The sequence below is a fragment of the Sphingomonas sp. TDK1 genome, from assembly GCF_001650735.1.
Taxonomy (GTDB): domain Bacteria; phylum Pseudomonadota; class Alphaproteobacteria; order Sphingomonadales; family Sphingomonadaceae; genus Sphingomonas.
Genome location: NZ_LXVY01000043.1, coordinates 1 through 18,564 on the forward strand (window position 1 = coordinate 1; position 18,564 = coordinate 18,564).

At 66.5% G+C, this 18,564-nt stretch carries 17 protein-coding genes; 8 read left to right on the top strand and 9 right to left on the bottom strand.

The window, feature by feature from the left end; all coding sequences use genetic code 11:
• Positions 1-124: 124 nt before the first annotated feature.
• Positions 125-1,888 carry a methyl-accepting chemotaxis protein gene (locus tag A7X12_RS19525; protein ID WP_064313131.1) on the bottom strand — a complete coding sequence of 588 codons (1,764 nt, stop codon included), beginning with the start codon at positions 1,886-1,888 and terminating at the stop codon, positions 125-127.
• Positions 1,889-2,108: 220 nt separating this feature from the next.
• Here A7X12_RS19525 and A7X12_RS19530 point away from each other — a divergent pair, with 220 nt between their 5' ends.
• Entirely contained in the window at positions 2,109-3,545 is a 1,437-nt protein-coding gene (locus tag A7X12_RS19530) for a sensor histidine kinase (RefSeq protein ID WP_064313132.1), read from the top strand.
• A gap of 10 nt (positions 3,546-3,555) precedes the next feature.
• Positions 3,556-3,897: a response regulator gene (locus A7X12_RS19535; protein WP_084445779.1), complete on the top strand. Its 342-nt coding sequence runs from the start codon at positions 3,556-3,558 to the stop codon at positions 3,895-3,897.
• Between the two features lie 46 nt (positions 3,898-3,943).
• On the opposite strand, the gene ychF is transcribed toward A7X12_RS19535, so the two are convergent.
• Positions 3,944-5,041: a redox-regulated ATPase YchF gene (gene ychF / locus A7X12_RS19540; protein ID WP_064313133.1), complete on the bottom strand. Its 1,098-nt coding sequence runs from the start codon at positions 5,039-5,041 to the stop codon at positions 3,944-3,946.
• A 178-nt stretch (positions 5,042-5,219) separates the two neighbouring features.
• Here ychF and A7X12_RS19545 point away from each other — a divergent pair, with 178 nt between their 5' ends.
• Complete coding sequence (locus tag A7X12_RS19545) at positions 5,220-6,254, top strand: transferrin-binding protein-like solute binding protein (protein ID WP_064313134.1); 1,035 nt, start codon at positions 5,220-5,222, stop codon at positions 6,252-6,254.
• A 72-nt stretch (positions 6,255-6,326) separates the two neighbouring features.
• Here the strand turns inward: A7X12_RS19545 and A7X12_RS25685 are convergent, their stop codons facing one another.
• The 5 genes from A7X12_RS25685 to A7X12_RS19565 all read right to left on the bottom strand — a co-directional run bounded on the left by A7X12_RS25685 (position 6,327) and on the right by A7X12_RS19565 (position 9,286).
• Complete coding sequence (locus A7X12_RS25685; RefSeq protein WP_157105661.1) at positions 6,327-6,485, bottom strand: hypothetical protein; 159 nt, start codon at positions 6,483-6,485, stop codon at positions 6,327-6,329.
• Between the two features lie 12 nt (positions 6,486-6,497).
• A complete protein-coding gene (locus tag A7X12_RS19550) occupies positions 6,498-6,929 on the bottom strand; it encodes an NIPSNAP family protein (protein ID WP_064313135.1) in 432 nt (143 codons plus the stop codon).
• A gap of 100 nt (positions 6,930-7,029) precedes the next feature.
• The gene (pth, locus tag A7X12_RS19555) at positions 7,030-7,599 is read right to left on the bottom strand and encodes an aminoacyl-tRNA hydrolase (RefSeq protein WP_064313136.1); all 570 of its coding nucleotides are present in this window, start codon (positions 7,597-7,599) and stop codon (positions 7,030-7,032) included.
• A gap of 81 nt (positions 7,600-7,680) precedes the next feature.
• The gene (locus tag A7X12_RS19560; RefSeq protein WP_064313137.1) at positions 7,681-8,283 is read right to left on the bottom strand and encodes a 50S ribosomal protein L25/general stress protein Ctc; all 603 of its coding nucleotides are present in this window, start codon (positions 8,281-8,283) and stop codon (positions 7,681-7,683) included.
• A 139-nt stretch (positions 8,284-8,422) separates the two neighbouring features.
• Positions 8,423-9,286, bottom strand: a complete 864-nt coding sequence (locus A7X12_RS19565) for a TraB/GumN family protein (protein WP_064313138.1) — start codon at positions 9,284-9,286, stop codon at positions 8,423-8,425.
• Positions 9,287-9,546: 260 nt separating this feature from the next.
• On the opposite strand from A7X12_RS19565, the gene A7X12_RS19570 reads away from it, so the two are divergent.
• The 5 genes from A7X12_RS19570 to A7X12_RS19590 all read left to right on the top strand — a co-directional run bounded on the left by A7X12_RS19570 (position 9,547) and on the right by A7X12_RS19590 (position 16,901).
• Positions 9,547-10,413: a glycine--tRNA ligase subunit alpha gene (locus A7X12_RS19570; RefSeq protein WP_064313139.1), complete on the top strand. Its 867-nt coding sequence runs from the start codon at positions 9,547-9,549 to the stop codon at positions 10,411-10,413.
• A 114-nt stretch (positions 10,414-10,527) separates the two neighbouring features.
• Positions 10,528-12,699: a glycine--tRNA ligase subunit beta gene (gene glyS, locus A7X12_RS19575; RefSeq protein WP_064313140.1), complete on the top strand. Its 2,172-nt coding sequence runs from the start codon at positions 10,528-10,530 to the stop codon at positions 12,697-12,699.
• A gap of 162 nt (positions 12,700-12,861) precedes the next feature.
• Positions 12,862-15,525, top strand: coding sequence for a pyruvate, phosphate dikinase (gene ppdK, locus A7X12_RS19580; RefSeq protein WP_064313141.1), 2,664 nt, complete (start codon positions 12,862-12,864; stop codon positions 15,523-15,525).
• Entirely contained in the window at positions 15,525-16,028 is a 504-nt protein-coding gene (locus A7X12_RS19585; RefSeq protein WP_064313142.1) for a chorismate--pyruvate lyase family protein, read from the top strand. The genes ppdK and A7X12_RS19585 overlap by 1 nt, the downstream gene beginning before the upstream one ends.
• A gap of 174 nt (positions 16,029-16,202) precedes the next feature.
• Positions 16,203-16,901, top strand: a complete 699-nt coding sequence (locus A7X12_RS19590; protein ID WP_064313143.1) for an energy transducer TonB — start codon at positions 16,203-16,205, stop codon at positions 16,899-16,901.
• Between the two features lie 61 nt (positions 16,902-16,962).
• On the opposite strand, the gene A7X12_RS19595 is transcribed toward A7X12_RS19590, so the two are convergent.
• A complete protein-coding gene (locus A7X12_RS19595) occupies positions 16,963-17,508 on the bottom strand; it encodes a hypothetical protein (protein WP_064313144.1) in 546 nt (181 codons plus the stop codon).
• A 60-nt stretch (positions 17,509-17,568) separates the two neighbouring features.
• Entirely contained in the window at positions 17,569-18,561 is a 993-nt protein-coding gene (locus tag A7X12_RS19600) for a type II secretion system F family protein (protein WP_064313145.1), read from the bottom strand.
• Positions 18,562-18,564 lie beyond the last annotated feature (3 nt).

Genomic DNA, 18,564 nt, shown 5'->3' on the forward strand with positions numbered 1-18,564 from the left:
CTGATCGCAGCGATCCAGAGCTGAGCGCCAACGCTCAACCTTCAACGCGCCGCGCCGAAACTACCGACCAGCTACTGCGAAGCCGTTTTTACACGGCCTGGCCCACAGGTGGGACGATCCGGGCTCAATCCATCATCGCATAGGCCGGCGCGGGGGCGTTGCTGCGCATCGTGCGTTCTTCCTCAACCCGGAACGCCTCGGCGTTGCGAAGCAGCGTGCTCGCTTCGCGATCCAGCGAGCGCGCGGCGGCGGAGGTTTCCTCTACCATTGCAGCATTCTGCTGGGTGGCGGTTTCCATTTCCATTACCGATCGCGTGATGTCCGAGATCGCGCTGGCCTGCGAGCGATTGTCCTCGCGCAGGGCCTGAAGCAGCGCCTGCACGCTTTCGAAATTTTCGACGATGTCGCCCAGCGCGGTGTCTACCGCACCTACTTCGCTGGCCGCCAGCGCCACGTCGATCTGCGTCTCGTTGATTAGCTCGCGGCCACGCTTCGCCTCTTCCTCGGCGCGCAGTGCGAGCGCGGAAACGAGATCGGCGACCACGGCGAAGCCGCGTCCCGCTTCGCCGGCGCGACCGGCCTCGACCGCGGCGTTCATCGCCAGCACGCGCGTCTGGAAGGCGATCTTGTCGAGGCCCTCCACCACCGTGTCGATGGCGTTGGCGCGTTCGGAGACATTGTTCATCGCGTTCGCTGCATTCTGCGCGGTGCTGCGGCCGGCATGGACCGCGGTGCCGGCTTGCTCCGCCCGGGCCATCGTCGTTTCGGCCGACTGGCTGCTGCTCTTCAGCCGATTTTCGATCAGCTGGATCGCGGCGCTGGTTTCCTGCAGTGTGTGCGCAGTGGTCTCGGTGCGGCGGGCGAGGTCTTCCGAGGCAGTGGCGATCTCGCTCGACCCGGTGCCGATGTTGCGTGCGCTTTGGATCGCAGTGCGCAGCATCTCCGAGAGTGCGCCGGCAGCGCGGTTGAAGCTTACACGCACGGGCTCGTAGATGCCCGGGAAGGGGGTGTGGATCCGGTGGCGGAGATCGCCGGTTTCCAGCGCGGCCAGCGCGGTGCCCAGCATTTCGCCGACGTGTTCCTGCTCGGCAAGATGCGCCGCATCCATCTCCGCGCGGCTGCGTGCGGCGGCGTGGAAGCGGGCCACAGCCTGGGCGATGTCGCCCAGTTCGTCGGTTCGGTCGCGATAGGGGATGGCGATATCCTGCCCGCGGGACAAGGTGGTCGTCGCCGTCGCGACTTCTGATAATGGCCGTGCGACGCGCCCGACCAGCCACCAGGCGAACCAGCCGATCGTGCCGAACAACCCCAGCGCGAGAAACGACAGCACCACGATCGAGGTGATCAACGACCCCGCCGATCGATCGCCAAGCGCCGTCTGTTCCTCTGCGGTGGCGCGGACCAGCGCGTCGATCGCCCTGCGGTGCGCGTCGTAGGCGGTGGTAAGCGCGGCGTAGCGGGCACGGGCGGCAACGAGATCATGGGCTGCGATGGCGGCGAGGAAGGGCCCCTGTACCTCCTGCCAGAACTGCATGGCCGGGGTATGCGTGTCGTTCAGAATGGCGCGCTTCAGGCGCTCGGGCAGCTCCGACTGGGCCCATACCGCGTGACGCTCGTCATAGGCTTTGCGCAGCTCCGCGAGATGCGCGCGGGCGGCATCCAGGCGCTCGGGATGGTCAAGCAGCAGCGTAGCTTCGAGATAGGGTTCGATGATGTATTCGGGCGGCGGCAGGATGTCGGCATTGAGGTCGGCGATCTGCATCGAGGCGCGATGCATCGGCCCGCCCATGCGGATCGTGTGAATGCGCCATGCCGAGACGGCAAAGGCGATCGCCAGAAGCAGAATGAGCGCAATCGCGCCGCTGCGGACCCGCGCGGTGATCGTCATGAATGTCCCCCCGAGTGCTTCGCACCCCCGTTTCGGAACCATTATAGAAACATTTCTAAAGCCGAGGTGGGAACGTCATTTCCTTTTTGACGGAGTGTTTGGTTCCTCCCGGTCGGACATAACGCATCGCTCTTGCGCCTGGTTATGAACGATTGCGGAGTGGAAACATTGTCCTGCCGCGAGAGGCAGGCGTGTCGCCCTGCACGAAGGAGCACAGTGCATGGGCGAGGCGGGGTATCCGATCGGGGGAGGGCAGCTGGGGCAGATGATCCGGGACTTCGATTGGTCGGCAACCGCGATCGGGCCGCTCTCGCGCTGGCCGCAGAGCCTCAAGTCCGTTACCCAGATGCTGCTTCTCTCGCCGGTGCCCATCGTCCTGCTGTGGGGAGCGGATGGCGTGATGATCTATAATGATGCCTATTCCGAATTCGCCGGCAGCCGGCACCCGGCGCTGCTGGGATCAAAGGTACGCGAGGGCTGGTCGGAGATCGCCGACTTCAACGACAATGTGATGCGTATCGGCCTAGGCGGGCGGACGCTCGCCTATCGCAACCAGGAACTGGCGCTGCAGCGGCGCGGCAAGCTGGAGCCGGTGTGGATGGATCTGGACTATTCGCCGGTACTTGATGAATCAGGCACGCCTGCGGGCGTGATCGCCATCGTCGTGGAGACTACGCAGAAAGTGATCGCCCAACGCCAGCTCCGCGAGAGCGAAGGCCGGCTGCGCGCCTTTGTCGAGGCGACCTCGGATGCGATCTACCGAATGAGTCCGGACTGGTCGGAACTGCTGCACATGGACGGCGGCACCTTCCTCGCTCATGCCGATACGGCGCTGGCGGATTGGCGGAACATCTACCTTCATCCCGAGGATAGGGATCGGGTGCAGGCGGCGATCGACGACGCCGTGGCGACGCAGGCGCCGCTGGCGCTGGAACATCGGGTTCACCAGGCTGATGGCAGCATCGGCTGGGTGGCTTCCCGCGCGGTGCCGCTGACGGATGAGGCCGGCAGACTGGTCGAATGGTTCGGGGCTGCGTCGGACATCACCGAGCAACGCCGCACAAACGAGCATCTCCGCCTTGTTATCAACGAACTGAATCATCGGGTGAAGAATACGCTGGCGATGGTGCAGGCGATCGCGGTGCGCACATTCCGCGCCGCTCCCGACCTCGCGGTTGCGCAGGAGCAGTTCGCCGCGCGGCTGGTGGCACTGGCCCAGGCCAATGACCTGCTGACCGGAGAACGTTGGGCCGGCGCATCGCTTTGCGAGGCAATCGAACAGGCGGTGCGACCGCATCAGCACGACCCGGCGCGCTGCACGCTTTCGGGGGCGGACGTGCGCGTGTCTCCCAAGACGGCGCTGGCATTGGCGCTGGCAATGCATGAACTTTCCACCAATGCCGTCAAGTACGGCGCCTGGGCCAACGAGCAGGGGCGGGTGGAGATCGTATGGCGGATCGATCAGGAGCAGCTGCGCCTGGAATGGCGCGAGCGTAACGGTCCGCCGGTGATTGCGCCTGCTCGTCCCGGTTTCGGCTCTCGGCTGATCGAACGGGGGCTGGCCGGGGAACTTGGCGGCAAGGTGACGCTTTACTTCGAGCCGGAGGGGCTGCGCTGCACCGTCGCCGCGCCGCTTGCTGCGGTTACCGTGGAATAGGGGTAGGGTCTTGCGTGTCCTGATCGTCGAAGATGAAATGACGATCGCTTTCCTGATCGAGGACATGCTGGAGGAACTCGGCCACGAAGTGGTGGAGGTTGCCATGCGGCTTTCCGATGCGCTGGAGGCAGCACGGCGAGTCGAGGCAGATCTGGCGATCCTGGACGTGAATCTCGACGGTCACCGATCCTTCCCGGTAGCCGATATTTTGCAGGAGCGGGCGATCCCCTACGCCTTTGCCACTGGCTATGGCGTGCTCGGGCTGGAAGGCGCGTATCGTGATCGGCCGGTGCTCGCCAAGCCCTTCCTGCGCGAGCATTTGGCCGCGCTGATCGTCAAGGCGTGTGGATAACCTTCTTTAGCCCCCTCCTCCTCGGAGGAGGGGGCGAAGAGCATCCTCAGCTGTGCAGGAAGTGCATCACGTCGCCGTCATGTACGACATACGCCTTGCCTTCGGCGCGCAGCTTGCCCGCCTCGCGGGCCTTGGCTTCGCCGCCGAGCGCGACGAAATCGTCATAGGCGATCGTCTCGGCGCGGATGAAGCCCTTCTCGAAATCGCTGTGGATCTCGCCGGCCGCGTTCGGCGCAGTGGCGCCGCGATGGACGGTCCAGGCACGCGCTTCCTTGGGGCCGACGGTGAAGAAGGTCAGGAGGTCGAGCAGCGTGTAGCCGGCGCGGATCACGCGGGCTAGGCCGGTTTCCTCCAGGCCCAGCTCGCCGAGGAATTCGCCGCGCTCCTCCAGCGGCATGGTCGCGATCTCGGCCTCGATCGCTGCCGAGACGACGACCGCCTGGGCACCCTCGGCCGCCGCTTTGGCGAAGACCTTCGCGGAGAGATCATTGCCGTTGGCCGCGTCTTCCTCGTTGACATTGCAGACGTACAGCACCGGCTTGGCGGTGAGCAGCTGAGCGAGGCGCAGGTGGCGGGCCTCGTCCTCGTCCTTGGGCTGGGTAAGGCGCGCAGGTTTGCCGTCGCGCAACAGGTCGAGCGCCTGGCCGAGCACCGACGCTGCGGCCTTGGCTTCCTTGTCGCCCTGCGCCGCCTTCTTGGCGAGGTTGGGCACGCGCTTCTCGAGGCTTTCGAGGTCGGAGAGCATTAGCTCGGTCTCAACAGTCTCGGCATCGGCAATCGGATCGACGCGGTTGTCGACATGCTGGATGTCGTCATTCTCGAAGCAGCGCAGCACATGGACGACCGCATCCACCTCGCGGATGTTGCCGAGGAACTGGTTGCCCAGGCCTTCTCCCTTGCTCGCGCCGCGCACCAGGCCTGCGATGTCGACAAAGCCGAGCTGCGTCTCGATGATCTTCTGCGAGCCGGCGATCTCGGCCAGCTTGTTGAGGCGCGGATCGGGTACCGCAACGTTGCCGACGTTCGGCTCGATCGTGCAGAAGGGATAATTGGCCGCCTGCGCCGCGGCCGTCTCGGTCAGCGCATTGAAAAGCGTGGACTTGCCCACATTGGGCAGGCCGACGATGCCGCAACGGAAACCCATTGTATTTCGATCCTGTCGTGAAGGGCCGGCGGGTGCGCCGGCGATATGGCGGGGTCGATACGCGCAGGCGGCGGGTTTTTCCAGTGTAACGCGTCCAGCCTTGACGCAGGGGCGTTCATCTGGGGTACAGGGGGCCAAGTCTTTTCCTGCGTGCGCCAGGTTCTCGAGGAGTTTTCGTATGATTCGCCGTTATGTCATTTTGGGCAGCGCCGCGGCTGCGGCCGTGCTCGCAAGCTGCAGCGGCGGTGGGAACTCCTCGTCGACGCCGACCCCCACGCCGACCAGCTCGCCCACACCGACTCCCTCGCCGACGCCGACCTATACCGCGTTCCCGCTTACGACCGCGACCGAGTTCAATACGCTGAACGCGACCACCAACTACACCGGCGATCCGGCAACGTCGGCAGTGACGCTGTCCGCCACCGCGACGGAGACCCAGACCGTGACCGGTCGCGTAAAGCTCGCGGCTACCGCGGACCTGACCAACGGCACCTTTGTCATGGACGAGGCCTCGGAGGAATCGCGCTTTACCGGCACCAATGTCGTGACGCAGCCTTCGCCGACGGTGACCGAGTTCGTCTATCGCATCGTCAGCACCGCCACCGGCGCGCTGCCGGGCAATTTCAGTCAGCTCGAAGTGCTCAACAATATCGGCGTGCGCACGGCGACCACCTCCACGCCCGCAGTGGTCACCAGCGACAGCCTGCTCGGCTCGCTGACCGTGCTGAGCTACGCCAACTGGTGGCGCGCTGATTCGACCACCGGTCAGAAGCGCCTGACCTATTCGGTCTGGGGCTATCCGACCCTGTCCTACGACATGCCGACCACCGGCACGGCGACCTACACCACCCGCATCGTCGGCCGCGCGGTGAGCGTCGCCAACAACGCTACCACGTTGAACCGCGTCGGCGGCACCGCCACCGTCACTGTCAACTTCGCGACGGGCCTGGTCACCACCACCCTGAACCTGACGACGGTGCCGACCAGCGGCGCGCAAACTCCCTATACTGCGCTCACCGTGCAGGGCGGCATTCCGATCAGCCAGAACCAGTTCACCGGCAGCCTTTCGGGCGCCAACGGGGTGACCGGCACGGTCGCCGGCTCCTTCTACGGTGCCAAAGGCGGGAATATCGGCTTGGTCTTCGGTGCGGCCGGCACGATCAACGGTGCGGACACGCGCATCGTCGGCGAAGTGGTCGGCGCGAAGCAGTAAACGACCGCCCTCGCAGCTATCGGAAGGGGCTCGGGAAACCGGGCCCCTTTCTTTTGGGTGGGTGCCTGGCGGTCAGCGGAGGAGCAGCATCACCGCTCCCGCCGCCAGGCCGAGCGTGAGGAGGCAGCCCAGCGAGGCAAGCACCTCGACCCACCATGGCCTGCCCCGTCCCAGCTGATAGCCGAAGATCTCCGCGACGCTCTGGATAGCGGCTTCGATCAGCCAGCCCATGAGTTCGCCTTCTCAGCGGGCCTGGGGTAGCAGTGGCGAATAGTCCGCCACCGTCATGAAGATGCTGTCGACCTTGGTCACCAGCTTGCCGTTCGCTTCCGACTCCGCGGCGACCCTCTGCCATTCAGGATCGGCGACGAACGCCTTCCAATCGGCTTCGCGCGCTTCGCGGCTGGGGTAGGACAGGATATAGACAACGCGACCCTCCGGGGCCTCGGGGCGTGCCAGTTCGTTCCAATAGGCGACGTTGCGCATGCCGTGCTTCTCGAACAGCTTGAGCGTGTGATTGCGGAATCGGGCGTTCAGCGCCTCGGCCTTGCCCGGCGCGGGGTAGTAGATACGCAGTTCGTACACCGGCTGCTGCGCGGCAGGGGCGGTGGTCTGCGCCCAGGCGGGCGCGGCGATCGGCAGCAAGGCGAGCATTGCAGGCAGGACAAGGCGCATCGGGATCCCCTTTGTCGATGTCCGCGGAGCATGCCATGGCCGTCGCCGGTATCAAGCCGCAACCGGCTGGAACTGCGGAGAAATCGCAGTTTCCGCAGGGTCAGTCCTGCAGCCGCCGTGCCACTTCGTTCATGAATCGCACATCGTCGCCGACTGCCAGCCACGGCGCCTCGGCGGCGATGGCACCCAGCATGTCGCTGAGCGGCTCGATCTCGGCCTTGGCGTAGTTGCCGAGCACATAGCCGGTCACCCGGTCCTTGTGTCCGGGATGGCCGATCCCGAGCCGCACCCGGCGAAAATCGGGGCCCAGATGGGCGTCGGTGGAGCGCAGGCCGTTATGCCCCGCGGTGCCGCCGCCGCGCTTCACCTTCACCTTCATCGGCACCAGGTCGAGCTCGTCGTGGAAGACGGTCACGTTCTCGGGCGACAGCTTGTAGAAATCCATCGCGGCGCGCACCGCGCGGCCGCTCTCGTTCATGAACGTACCGGGCTTGAGCAGCACGATCTTGTCGGTGCCGATGCGGCCTTCCTGGGTCCAGCCCTGGAACTGCTTCTTGGGCGCGGAGAAGCCGTGCACCTCGGCCAGCGCGTCCAGCGCCATGAACCCGACATTGTGGCGGTGCATCGCATATTGCGGCCCCGGATTGCCGAGACCCACCCATAGCTGCATCACCTACACTCCCGAAAAACAAAATCGCCCCCGCACCTAGGGTGCGGAGGCGATCTTTTGAACCCGTGAAGGGAAGGCCGATCAGCCCTCGGCCGACTCGGCTTCCGCTTCGCCGTCTGCCGACTTCAGCGCCGACGGCGCGACGACGGTGGCGATGGTGAAGTCGCGATCGGTGATCGACGGGGTCGCGCCCTTGGGCAGGGTCACGGCCGAGATGTGCAGCGAATCGCCGACTTCGAGGCCCTTGACCGAGATCTCGATCTGGTCGGGGATCTCTGCCGCGTCGACCACCAGCTCCAGCTCGTGACGGACGATGTTGAGCACGCCGCCGCGCTTCAGGCCGGGGGCCTCGTCCTCGTCGACGAAGACAATCGGCACTTCGACGGTGACGGTCGCGTGCTCGGAGATGCGCAGGAAGTCGACATGCAGCGGACGCTCGGTCACGACGTCGAAGGCGACGTCCTTGGCCAGCGTGCGCTCGCCGTTGACCATGATCACCGAATTGAAGAAGTGGCCGGTGTTCAGCAGCTTCTGCAGTTCACGCTCGTTGACGTGGACGCTCTTCGGATCCTGCTTGTTGCCATAGATCACGGCGGGGACGCGGCCTTCACGACGCAGCGCCCGGGAGGCTCCCTTGCCAGCCCGGTCGCGCGATTCGGCCGACAGCGTAAGCGTGTCGCTCATGTGTCGATTTCCAATGCACTAAATGTTTCAACCTGTATGCAGTGGCAGGCCTCCAGGGATGACCCTGCCACGGCAAGCGCGCGCCTATAGTGGAAGCGGGCGCGAATCGCAAGGCAGGATACAGACGGCCGACCAGCGTTCACTGCAGCCTCTCCACCTTCCTGCCGGCCCTGGATAGCAGTGCCAGCACGCTCGACTCCCCGGCCAGATGCCCGGCCCCCACCGCGACGAACACGGTGCCCGGCTGTTGCAGCCGCGTGGCGATCCAATCTGCCCAGGCACGGTTGCGGCGGAGCAGCAGGGTGTCGCGCAATTCGGGGTTGCCGGACAGATCGGCGTTGAGCTGGCCGGCGAGCGCATCGGCATCGCCCTTGCTCCAGGCGGCGACCGCGGCGTCGATGGTTGCGCCGGTTTCGGGCAATCCGGCCAGCGTGTCGCCGAGCAGGCGACCCTGCGCGGCGGCAGAGAGATGGTCGAAATAGCCGAACTGTTGCTCGGCGGTCTCCAGCCCTTGCACGCGCTTGCCCGCCTTCTTCGCGGCGGCCCGCAGCACCTGCTCGACGCCGCTCGCATCGTCATAGCCGAGCCTCTGGAGCGGCAGCAGCGACAGGGTGAGGGCGGCCAGCCACGGCTCGTCGCGGTCGAGCGACTGCGGCGAAAGCCCGGCCTGGCGGAGCGCGCCTTCCAGCCTGGCATGCTCGGGCGCGGGGAGGGCGGCGACGGTCGGATCGCCGGGGGTGCGGCCGAGCCTGTCGAGCAGCGCCTGGGTTTCGGCTTGCGGAGGCATCACCAGTTCGAGGACGAGCGTGTCGCTCGCGTCGAATGCCGTGCGCACCGGTCCTTCGAACCAGCGCAGGTCCGGGCGGAGCAAATGGACGGTGCCGAACAGATAGACGGTGGTATCGCCGTCGCGCACTGCCCAGAGCGCCGGCTTGGCGTCAGTCTGCGCGGCGTTGCAGCTGCCGAGGAGGAACAGGGCGGCGAGAAGAAGCGCGCGGAACATGGGCGCGGCTTGGCGGGCCGGGGGCAGGGGAGTCAATCGCCCTACAGCCGTCATCCCGACGAAAGTCGGGATCCAGACGCCACGCGGTCGGTAATGAAGCTGCGTCGGCGACCCCAATGGATCCCGGCTTTCGCCGGGATGACGGCCGAGGGCGAGGGGCCAGCTTCCCCTCCCGGTTGACCCCCTCGGCGCCCTGCGCCAAAGCGCTCCCCAAACCTTACAGGGTGACCAACTTGTCCGAACCTCTCAGCTTCCAGCGCATGATCCTGACGCTCCATGACTATTGGAGCACGCGCGGCTGCCTGATCCTGCAGCCCTATGACATGCGCATGGGCGCCGGCACCTTCCACCCCGCCACAACGCTGCGCGCGCTGGGGCCGGAGCCGTGGAACGCCGCCTTCGTCCAGCCCTGCCGCCGCCCGACCGACGGCCGCTATGGCGAGAACCCGAACCGGCTCCAGCATTATTACCAGTATCAGGTGATCCTGAAGCCGAGCCCGCCCGACCTGCAGGAGCTGTATCTCGGCTCGCTGGCCGCGATCGGCATCGATTTCACCAAGCACGACATCCGCTTCGTCGAGGACGATTGGGAATCGCCGACGCTCGGCGCCTGGGGCCTGGGCTGGGAAGTGTGGTGCGACGGGATGGAAGTCACCCAGTTCACCTATTTCCAGCAGATGGGCGGGTTCGACTGCAAGCCGGTGGCGGGCGAGCTGACCTACGGGCTCGAACGCCTCGCCATGTACATCCAGAACAAGGACAGCGTGTACGATCTCGCCTTCAACGACGCGGGCGTGACGTACGGCGACGTGTTCCTGGAGAATGAGCGCGAGATGTCGAAGTGGAACTTCGAGATCGCCGATACCGATGCGCTGTTCGACCTGTTCCGCAAGGCCGCGGCCGAGTGCGAGCGGTCGCTGGAGGCCAAGCTGCCGATCCCGGCCTATGAGCAGGCGATCGAGGCGAGCCACATCTTCAACCTGCTGAACGCGCGCGGCGTGATCTCGGTGGCCGAGCGCCAGGCCTATATCGGCCGGGTACGCGATCTGGCGAAGGGCGCCTGTTCGGCGTGGATCGAGAAAAAGAGCCCCGAGTGGGAAGCCGCCTATCCGGGGTGGGCGGCGTGATGCGCGCCTGCCGTTCCCTTCTCGGTGCGCCTGCGGAAGCAGGAGCCCAGGGCCGCACGCAGCTCGCTTCCCAACACTGGGCACTTGGCAACGCAGGTGCACTTGGAATTGCCCATGACTGACTTCCTTCTCGAACTCCGTTCCGAAGAAATCCCGGCGCGCATGCAGGAAAAGGCGCGGGAGGATCTCGCGCGCCTGTTCGCCGCCGAGCTGGACAAGGCCGGGCTCAAGGCCGCCGAGGTCGTGTCCTACGCGACGCCGCGCCGGCTGGCGCTGATCCTCAAGGGCCTGCCCGCTGAGACCGCCGCCGTCTCCGAGGAGACCAAGGGCCCGCGCGTCGGCGCGCCGCCCCAGGCGCTGGAAGGTTTCCTCCGCAAGACCGGCCTGACTGCCGACCAGCTGGTCGAGCGCGACGGGGTGCTGTTCGCCGTGGTCGACAAGCCCGGGCGCGCGACGGCGCAAGTGCTCGCCGCCGCGATCCCCGCGGTGATCCGCGCCTTCCCCTGGCCCAAGTCGATGCGCTGGGGGGCGGACTCGCTCTCCACCGAGTCCTTGCGCTGGGTACGTCCACTCCAGGGCATCGTTGCGCTGTTCGGCAGCGATGTGGTGCCGTGCGAGATCGCCGGCGTGACGAGCGGCGCGGCAACGGTGGGGCATCGCTTCCACCATCCGGGCACGATCACGATCGGTTCGGCCGACGACTATGTCGAGAAGCTGCGTGCCTGCCATGTCATCGTCGACGGTGCCGAGCGGCGTAACATCATCGCGCTGGGCGCCAAGATGGCGGCGCAGAAGGCCGGGCTCAGCCTGATCGAGGACGAGGGCCTGCTGTTCGAGAATGCCGGCCTCACCGAATGGCCGATGCCGCTGCTCGGTCGCTTTGACGAGGCCTTCCTGGCGGTGCCGCCCGAGGTGATCCAGCTCACCGCGCGGGTGAACCAGAAGTATTTCGTGTGCCGCGATAGCGCGGGCACGCTGGCCAACGCCTTCGTCTGCGTGGCGAATATCGACGCGGCCGATGGCGGCGAGAAGATCGTCGCGGGCAACCAGAAGGTGCTGGCGGCGCGGCTGAGCGACGCGCGCTTCTTCTATGAGACCGACCTGAAGGTGAAGCTGGCCGAGCAGGCGGCGAAGCTCGAGAAGATCGTCTTCCACGAGAAGCTGGGGACGGTGGCCGACAAGGTCGAGCGCGTCGCCAAGCTTGCGGAGTGGCTGGCGGCCGAGAAGATCGTGCCGAACTGCGATCCTGCGCTCGCGCGCCGCGCGGCAGAACTCGCCAAGGCGGACCTCGTTACCGGCATGGTCGGCGAATTCCCCGAGCTGCAAGGCCTGATGGGCGGCTATTACGCCGCCGCGCAGGGCGAGAACCCGGCAGTCGCCGCGGCGATTCGCGATCACTACAAGCCGGTCGGGCAGGGCGACGACGTCCCCACCGATCCGGTGACGGTGGCGGTGGCGCTGGCGGACAAGCTGGATACGCTTGTCGCGTTCTTCTTCGCGGACATGCCGCCAACTGGGTCGAAGGACCCCTTTGCCCTTCGCCGAGCGGCGTTGGGCGTGCTGGAATTGCTTACGCGCAACGGGCTGCGCCTCAACCTTTGGGAGGGTATCACCCGAGGCCTGCGAGGGATGACCGATCTGCGCGTATCGCCGGAATCCTCTGACGAGGCACTGGCCGAGCATAACGCCGCCATGGAAAGCGTTTTCACATCGCTTCCCACCTTCTTCGCCGACCGCCTTAAGGTCCAGCAGCGCGAAGCCGGTGTCCGCCATGACCTGATCGACGCGGTGTTCGCGCTCGGCGGCGAGGACGATCTCGTTCGGCTGCTCGCGCGGGTGAAGGCGCTGCAGGCGTTCGTCACCACCGAGGACGGCGCCAATCTGCTCGCCGGCTACAAGCGCGCGGCGAACATCCTCAAGAAGGAAGGCGTCGCGGCTGCCGGTGCTCCTGCGGAAGCAGGAGCCCAGCGTAGCGAAGGGCAGGGCAATCCTGGGTCCCTGCTTTCGCAGGGGAACGGGTTCGCCTACGAGCCCGAACCCGCCGAGGCCGCGCTTGCCGCTGCCCTCGACGACGCCGAACCCAAGGCGAGCGCTGCGATCGACGCCGAGCAGTTCGAGGATGCCATGGCCGCGCTCGCAATTCTGCGCGCGCCGATCGACGCCTTCTTCGATCAGGTAACGGTCAACGACACCGATCCGGTGAAGCGGGCCGCGCGGCTGAGCCTGCTCGCGCGCATGCGTGATGCAGTGCACAAGGTCGCGGATTTCGCTAAGATCGAAGGGTGAGCCGCTTAATTGTACGATTAATCGTTGGTTAAATCGGGCAAAACTGCCATCGTCCCGAAATAAACCGGCACCGACAACGCAATCAGCGGTTCCTGTGTCTTCGCAGCTGCGGTAGCGCCCTTTCTGTCTTGAAGGGGCGCTTTCGATCGGAAGGGGATCAGAATGACGCAATATGTGTACCGCTTCGGCGGCGGTGTTTCGGACGGTGGTGCTGGGGACAAGAATCTGCTCGGCGGCAAGGGCGCGAACCTTGCCGAGATGGCCTCGATCGGGCTGCCGGTGCCGCCGGGCTTCACCATCTCCACCGCGATGTGCACGCGTTATTATGAGGAAGGCGAAACCTTCCCGGAGAGCGTGAAGGCCGAAGTGGCGAATGGCATCGCGCATATCGCCGCGATCACCGGCAAGCAGTTCGGCGATGCGGCCGATCCGCTGCTCGTCTCGGTCCGCTCGGGCGCGCGGGTGTCGATGCCGGGGATGATGGACACCGTCCTCAACCTCGGCCTCAACGACCAGACGGTGGAAGGGTTGGCCGCCACGAGCGGCGACGCGCGCTTCGCCTGGGACAGCTATCGCCGCTTCATCCAGATGTATGCCGATGTCGTGCTGGGCCTCGACCATGGCCGCTTCGAGGAAGCGCTGGAGATCGCCAAGGAAGATCGCGGCTTCACCCTCGATACCGAGCTGGCGGCCGCCGATCTCCAGGCGCTGGTCGCCGAATATAAGCGCATCGTCGAGGAGCTGTGGAACAAGCCGTTCCCGCAGGACGTGCACGACCAGCTGTGGGGCGCGATCGGCGCGGTGTTCGGATCCTGGCAGTCCGAGCGCGCCAAGGTCTATCGCCGCCTGAACGACATCCCGGCCGATTGGGGCACGGCGGTGAACGTGCAGGCGATGGTGTTCGGCAATATGGGCGACACCTCGGCGACGGGCGTGGCCTTCACCCGCGATCCCTCGACCGGTGAGCGCGCCTATTATGGCGAGTTCCTGATCAACGCGCAGGGCGAGGACGTCGTCGCCGGCATCCGCACGCCGCAGTACCTGACGCAGCGCGCCCGCAAGGCGGCAGGCGCCAAGCCCGCCTCGATGGAAGAGGCGATGCCCGAGGTCTATGGCGAGCTGGCGGCGGTGTTCGACCGGCTCGAGACCCATTACCGCGACATGCAGGACATCGAGTTCACCGTCGAACGCGCCAAGCTGTGGATGCTGCAGACGCGCAGCGGCAAGCGTACGGCGAAAGCGGCGCTCAAGATCGCCGTCGACATGGCGAATGAAGGGCTGATCACGCGGGAAGAGGCGATCCTGCGTGTCGATCCGCAGGCGCTCGACCAGCTGCTCCACCCGACGCTCGATCCCAAGGCGCCGCGCGATGTGCTGACCAAGGGCCTGCCCGCCAGCCCGGGCGCGGCCTCGGGCCTCGCGGTGTTCGATAGCGACACGGCGGAGAAGCGCGCCAATGCCGGCGACTCCGTGATCCTGATCCGCGTCGAAACCAGCCCCGAGGACATCCACGGCATGCACGCGGCGCGCGGCATCCTCACCGCGCGCGGTGGCATGACCAGCCATGCGGCGGTCGTCGCGCGCGGCATGGGCCGGCCTTGCGTCTCCGGCGCGGGCAGCCTGTCGATCAACGCGCGCGAGAAGGTGATGCGCGTCGGCAGCCGTGAGGTCCGCGAGGGCGACATGGTCACCATCGACGGCGCCACCGGCGAGGTGATGGCCGGCCAGGTGCCGACCGTGCAGCCCGAGCTCTCGGGCGATTTCGGCACGCTGATGACCTGGGCCGACGAAGTCCGTCGCCTCAAGGTCCGCGCCAATGCCGAGACGCCGCTCGACTGCCGCACCGCGCGCGAGTTCGGCGCCGAGGGCGTCGGCCTGTGCCGCACCGAGCACATGTTCTTCGAACAGAGCCGCATCACCGCGGTGCGCCAGATGATCCTCGCCGAGGACGAGGCCGGCCGGCGGGCGGCGCTGGAGAAGCTGTTGCCTGAACAGCGCAGCGACTTCCTCGAGATCTTCGAGGTGATGGCGGGGCTGCCGGTGACGATCCGCCTGCTCGATCCGCCGCTCCACGAATTCCTGCCGCATGAAGAGGCCGAGTTCGCCGAAGTCGCCACGGCAGCGGGCGTCGATGTCGACACGCTCAAGCGCCGCGCGGCCGAGCTGCACGAGTTCAACCCGATGCTCGGCCATCGCGGCTGCCGCCTCGGCGTGACCTATCCCGAAATCTACGAGATGCAGGCGCGCGCGATCTTCGAGGCGGCGATTGCGGTCGCGGAGAAGTCGGGCGCGGCGCCGGTGCCGGAAGTGATGATCCCGCTCGTTGCCACCAAGCGCGAGCTGGAGCTGATGAAGGCAGTGGTCGACAAGGCGGCGCAGGCGGTGTTCGCCGAGAAGGGCCGCACGCTCGACTATCTGGTCGGCACGATGATCGAGCTGCCGCGCGCCGCGCTGATGGCGGGCGAGATCGCAGAGGTCGGTGCCTTCTTCTCGTTCGGCACCAATGACCTCACCCAGACGACGCTGGGCGTGAGCCGCGACGACGCCTCGCGCTTCCTGACGACCTATGTCGAGAAGGGCATCTACGCCAAGGATCCGTTCGTCAGCCTGGACGTGGAGGGGGTCGGCCAGCTGATCGCGCTCGCCGCCGAGCGCGGCCGGGCGACCCGGCCTGACATCAAGCTCGGCATCTGCGGCGAGCATGGCGGCGATCCGGCGTCGATCGCGTTCTGCGAGAAGACGGGGCTCGATTATGTCTCGGCTTCGCCCTATCGCGTGCCGATCGCGCGGCTCGCGGCAGCGCAGGCGGCCATTCGAGGGAAGTGATGCTGGTAGTGGCGGTAGCGACGGCGACGGACGATGCGGCGGCACTTAGCCGCGACCTTCTCGCCAGCCCTACCGCCACCGCCGTGCTGGAGCGTCGCTGCGGCGGCCCCATCCGCGCCGAGGTGAATCGCGCGGCGTATAAGGATCCCACCCCGGAGCAGCGCATCCGGCTGGGCGTAGGACCGGACGAGCGGGTCGTATATCGCAGCGTGGTGCTGAGCTGTGCGGGCGTGGCCTATTCGATTGCGGAGAACTGGTATGTGCCGGCGCGGCTGACGCCGGAGATGAACGCCGCGCTGGAGCAGGGGGATATCCCGTTCGGCGCAGTGATCCGCCCGCTCCATCCGCACCGCAAGCCGCTGGAACAGCTACAGGTGGGCATCCCGCCCTATATTCTGCGCCACCGCGCGCTGGTGCTGAACGGCGACGGGCGCGCGCTTGCCGAAGTGGTGGAGAATTATACGGCCGCGCTCGTTTCGCACGGAATGCGGCCCGCCCGATAGGCGGCGGTTAACGCACGGGTGCCTAGATGACCGCTCGATCTCCTCGATCGCAATGGGGGAAGGCGCGTGATTGTCGCTGCTTTGATGATATCGTTGGAGGGGCCGCAGCGCCCGGGACATGTTTCGTGGTCGCTCGTCCGAGAAGGCGGGTGCAGCGCCGTTTCGGCCTCGTCGATGCCGCGCTGGACGATCAGGCAGGACGCGCCGGGCAAGCCCGTGCTGATCGTGGAAACGCCGGCAGGGCCGCCATCGGGGGCGCCGGCGCAATTGCGCCTGTTCTGGGGACGCACCTTTACCCTGCCCGAACTTAAGGTAGCGCTGCCCGTCCAACCCACCGCTTCCGGATTCCAGCTCGACATCGGGGCGCTGGAACAGACAGCACCCGATCAATATTCCTTCGTCACGCTGTTTGGCGCGGGTTCGAAGGAGCCGATCGGCGCCATGACCAAGCGAAGCCTTGGGAGCGGGATCGCGCTTGTCCGCCGCTGCCTGCTGGAGCGGCGACAGAACGATCCGGGTTCGGGGGAGCCCGTCGCCACCCAGCCCAAGCTCCTTTCCATGCCGCTCAATGCGGACGACTATCCCTTTTATGCGCAGGCCGTGCATGCGGAGGGCGTGACGCGCCTTGCCCTCACGGTCTCCGCGGCGGGACGCGCAAGCCGCTGCGATGTCGAGCAATCCAGCGGCAACGAAGACCTGGATCAGGCCGCCTGCATGCTCGTCGTCTCGCGGGCCATTTATACACCGGCACGTGACGGGGCCGGGCGCCCGACGGAAGCAAAGGTCACGCAGCCCTATCGCTGGAAGCTCAATGATATGAGCGCGCCGCCGGCGAGCGCGGATAAAGACGCGGGCGCTGCGCCTTTCCGGTAATTCTCGTCCGGATACAGCTACCGGCGGAAGGGCTGGACATCGTCGGCCACGCCCCCCCCGTTCAGACCACCTGCCCGAACCGCCGGGCGTGTTCGTCGGTGCGTCCTTCGCGGAGCAACGCCGCCTGTTCGCGCCAATGCTCTTCGACGATCGTGCCGTGCGGCAGGCCCAACCGATCTTCCAGCGGCAGTTCGTCCTCGCGCGGCAGATCCTCGATGTCGCGGAAATGCTGAATGCCGAGCTGGTTGAGCTGGCGCTCGCGATGCTCGTCGATGCCGCGGATTCGCGCCAGCACGTCGGTGCCGCCGTAGAACCAGCTACGCATCGCCGAATCGCGTTTGGCGGGCGCCGGATCGGCGACCGGCGTCGGGCGACGGTCGACCAGGTTGCGCTCCAGCTTCGCGTTCGCCGCTTCCAGATCGCGGATGCGGGTGTTCGCCGTGCCGAGGTCCTTGCGCAGCGCCTCGTGCGCGTCGCGTTCGGTCTCATAGCGTTCGCGCCAGCGGCGACCGCTGCTGCTGCTCGCCAGCCCGAGCAGCCATCCGGCGACCAGCGCGAGCGCGAGCCCGATGAACTGCAAGGGCGTGGTATAGGGTAAGTCGCTCATGTTTTCAGGCTCCGGGCGTTCTGCCCACAACCTGCTACACGCGCGCGGGTTCCGTGAACGTCACTTCAGCAGCGCATCGTTGATCGAGCAGGCCGCCGGCCCGAGGATGACGATGAAAAGCACCGGCAGGATGAACAGGATCAACGGCACGGTCATGATCGCCGGCAGCCGCGCGGCCTTTTCCTCGGCCCGCATCATCCGTTCGTTGCGGAATTCCGCCGAGAGAACCCGCAGCGACGAGGCGAGCGGCGTGCCGTATTTCTCCGTCTGGATCATCGTCGTGACCACGCCGCGGATCGCGTCCAGATCGATCCGCATCGCGAGATTCTCGAAGGCGGCGCGACGATCCGTGAGAAAGCCCAGCTCGATCGAGGTCAGCGAGAATTCCTCGCCCAGCTCCGGATAGGCACGGCCCAGTTCGCGGGCGACGCGGCTGAAGGCGGCATCGACGGTAAGTCCGGCCTCGGCGCAGATCACCAGCAGGTCCAGCGCGTCGGGGATGCCCTTGCGGATCGCATGGCTGCGCTTCTGGATGCGGTTCTTGAGGTAGAGGTCGGGGAATTTGTAGGCGAGCAGGAAGCTGCCTGCGACGAGGCCATAGGCCTTTAGCGGGGACCAAGTGGCGAAGGCGTCGGTGCCGTACACGAAATACAGCATCGGGCCGCCGACGACGATCGGCAGCACCAGCCGGCCAAAGATCACCGCCACCGCCCATTCGCGGCGACGGATGCCGGCCTGGAGCAATTTGAGCTGGGCGACCTTGAGCTGTTCGTCCTGCAGCACCTTCAGCGAGGACAGCACGCTGCGCATGCGATCGGTGGTATCGCTGCGCTGCACCAGCTTGGCGCGACGCTTCGACGGGGCGGCGGCGATGCCGGCCTTCAGTTGCTCGCGCCGTTCGTTGAGCGCCTTCACCCGGCGGGACATGGGATTGCGCACCGTGGTGGCGGCATAGATGGCGACGAGCACAGCGAAGGTGGCGACGGCCGAGAGCAGAGTCGCGACCCAGGTGACGTCGATGCCGAGCAGGGTGGGGCCGGGGGTGGGATCCATTGC

What these genes read in the sequence shown, in the direction of transcription:
- A7X12_RS19525 (WP_064313131.1), bottom strand. Translation starts at nt 1,888, where the DNA reads ATGACGATCACCGCGCGGGTCCGCAGCGGCGCGATTGCGCTCATTCTG.
- A7X12_RS19595 (WP_064313144.1), bottom strand. Translation starts at nt 17,508, where the DNA reads ATGAGCGACTTACCCTATACCACGCCCTTGCAGTTCATCGGGCTCGCG.
- A7X12_RS19585 (WP_064313142.1), top strand. Translation starts at nt 15,525, where the DNA reads ATGCTGGTAGTGGCGGTAGCGACGGCGACGGACGATGCGGCGGCACTT.
- A7X12_RS19570 (WP_064313139.1), top strand. Translation starts at nt 9,547, where the DNA reads ATGATCCTGACGCTCCATGACTATTGGAGCACGCGCGGCTGCCTGATC.
- glyS (WP_064313140.1), top strand. Translation starts at nt 10,528, where the DNA reads ATGACTGACTTCCTTCTCGAACTCCGTTCCGAAGAAATCCCGGCGCGC.
- A7X12_RS19565 (WP_064313138.1), bottom strand. Translation starts at nt 9,286, where the DNA reads ATGTTCCGCGCGCTTCTTCTCGCCGCCCTGTTCCTCCTCGGCAGCTGC.
- A7X12_RS19600 (WP_064313145.1), bottom strand. Translation starts at nt 18,561, where the DNA reads ATGGATCCCACCCCCGGCCCCACCCTGCTCGGCATCGACGTCACCTGG.
- A7X12_RS19590 (WP_064313143.1), top strand. Translation starts at nt 16,203, where the DNA reads ATGCCGCGCTGGACGATCAGGCAGGACGCGCCGGGCAAGCCCGTGCTG.
- A7X12_RS19550 (WP_064313135.1), bottom strand. Translation starts at nt 6,929, where the DNA reads ATGCGCCTTGTCCTGCCTGCAATGCTCGCCTTGCTGCCGATCGCCGCG.
- ychF (WP_064313133.1), bottom strand. Translation starts at nt 5,041, where the DNA reads ATGGGTTTCCGTTGCGGCATCGTCGGCCTGCCCAATGTGGGCAAGTCC.
- A7X12_RS19560 (WP_064313137.1), bottom strand. Translation starts at nt 8,283, where the DNA reads ATGAGCGACACGCTTACGCTGTCGGCCGAATCGCGCGACCGGGCTGGC.
- pth (WP_064313136.1), bottom strand. Translation starts at nt 7,599, where the DNA reads ATGCAGCTATGGGTGGGTCTCGGCAATCCGGGGCCGCAATATGCGATG.
- ppdK (WP_064313141.1), top strand. Translation starts at nt 12,862, where the DNA reads ATGACGCAATATGTGTACCGCTTCGGCGGCGGTGTTTCGGACGGTGGT.
- A7X12_RS25685 (WP_157105661.1), bottom strand. Translation starts at nt 6,485, where the DNA reads ATGGGCTGGCTGATCGAAGCCGCTATCCAGAGCGTCGCGGAGATCTTC.
- A7X12_RS19530 (WP_064313132.1), top strand. Translation starts at nt 2,109, where the DNA reads ATGGGCGAGGCGGGGTATCCGATCGGGGGAGGGCAGCTGGGGCAGATG.
- A7X12_RS19545 (WP_064313134.1), top strand. Translation starts at nt 5,220, where the DNA reads ATGATTCGCCGTTATGTCATTTTGGGCAGCGCCGCGGCTGCGGCCGTG.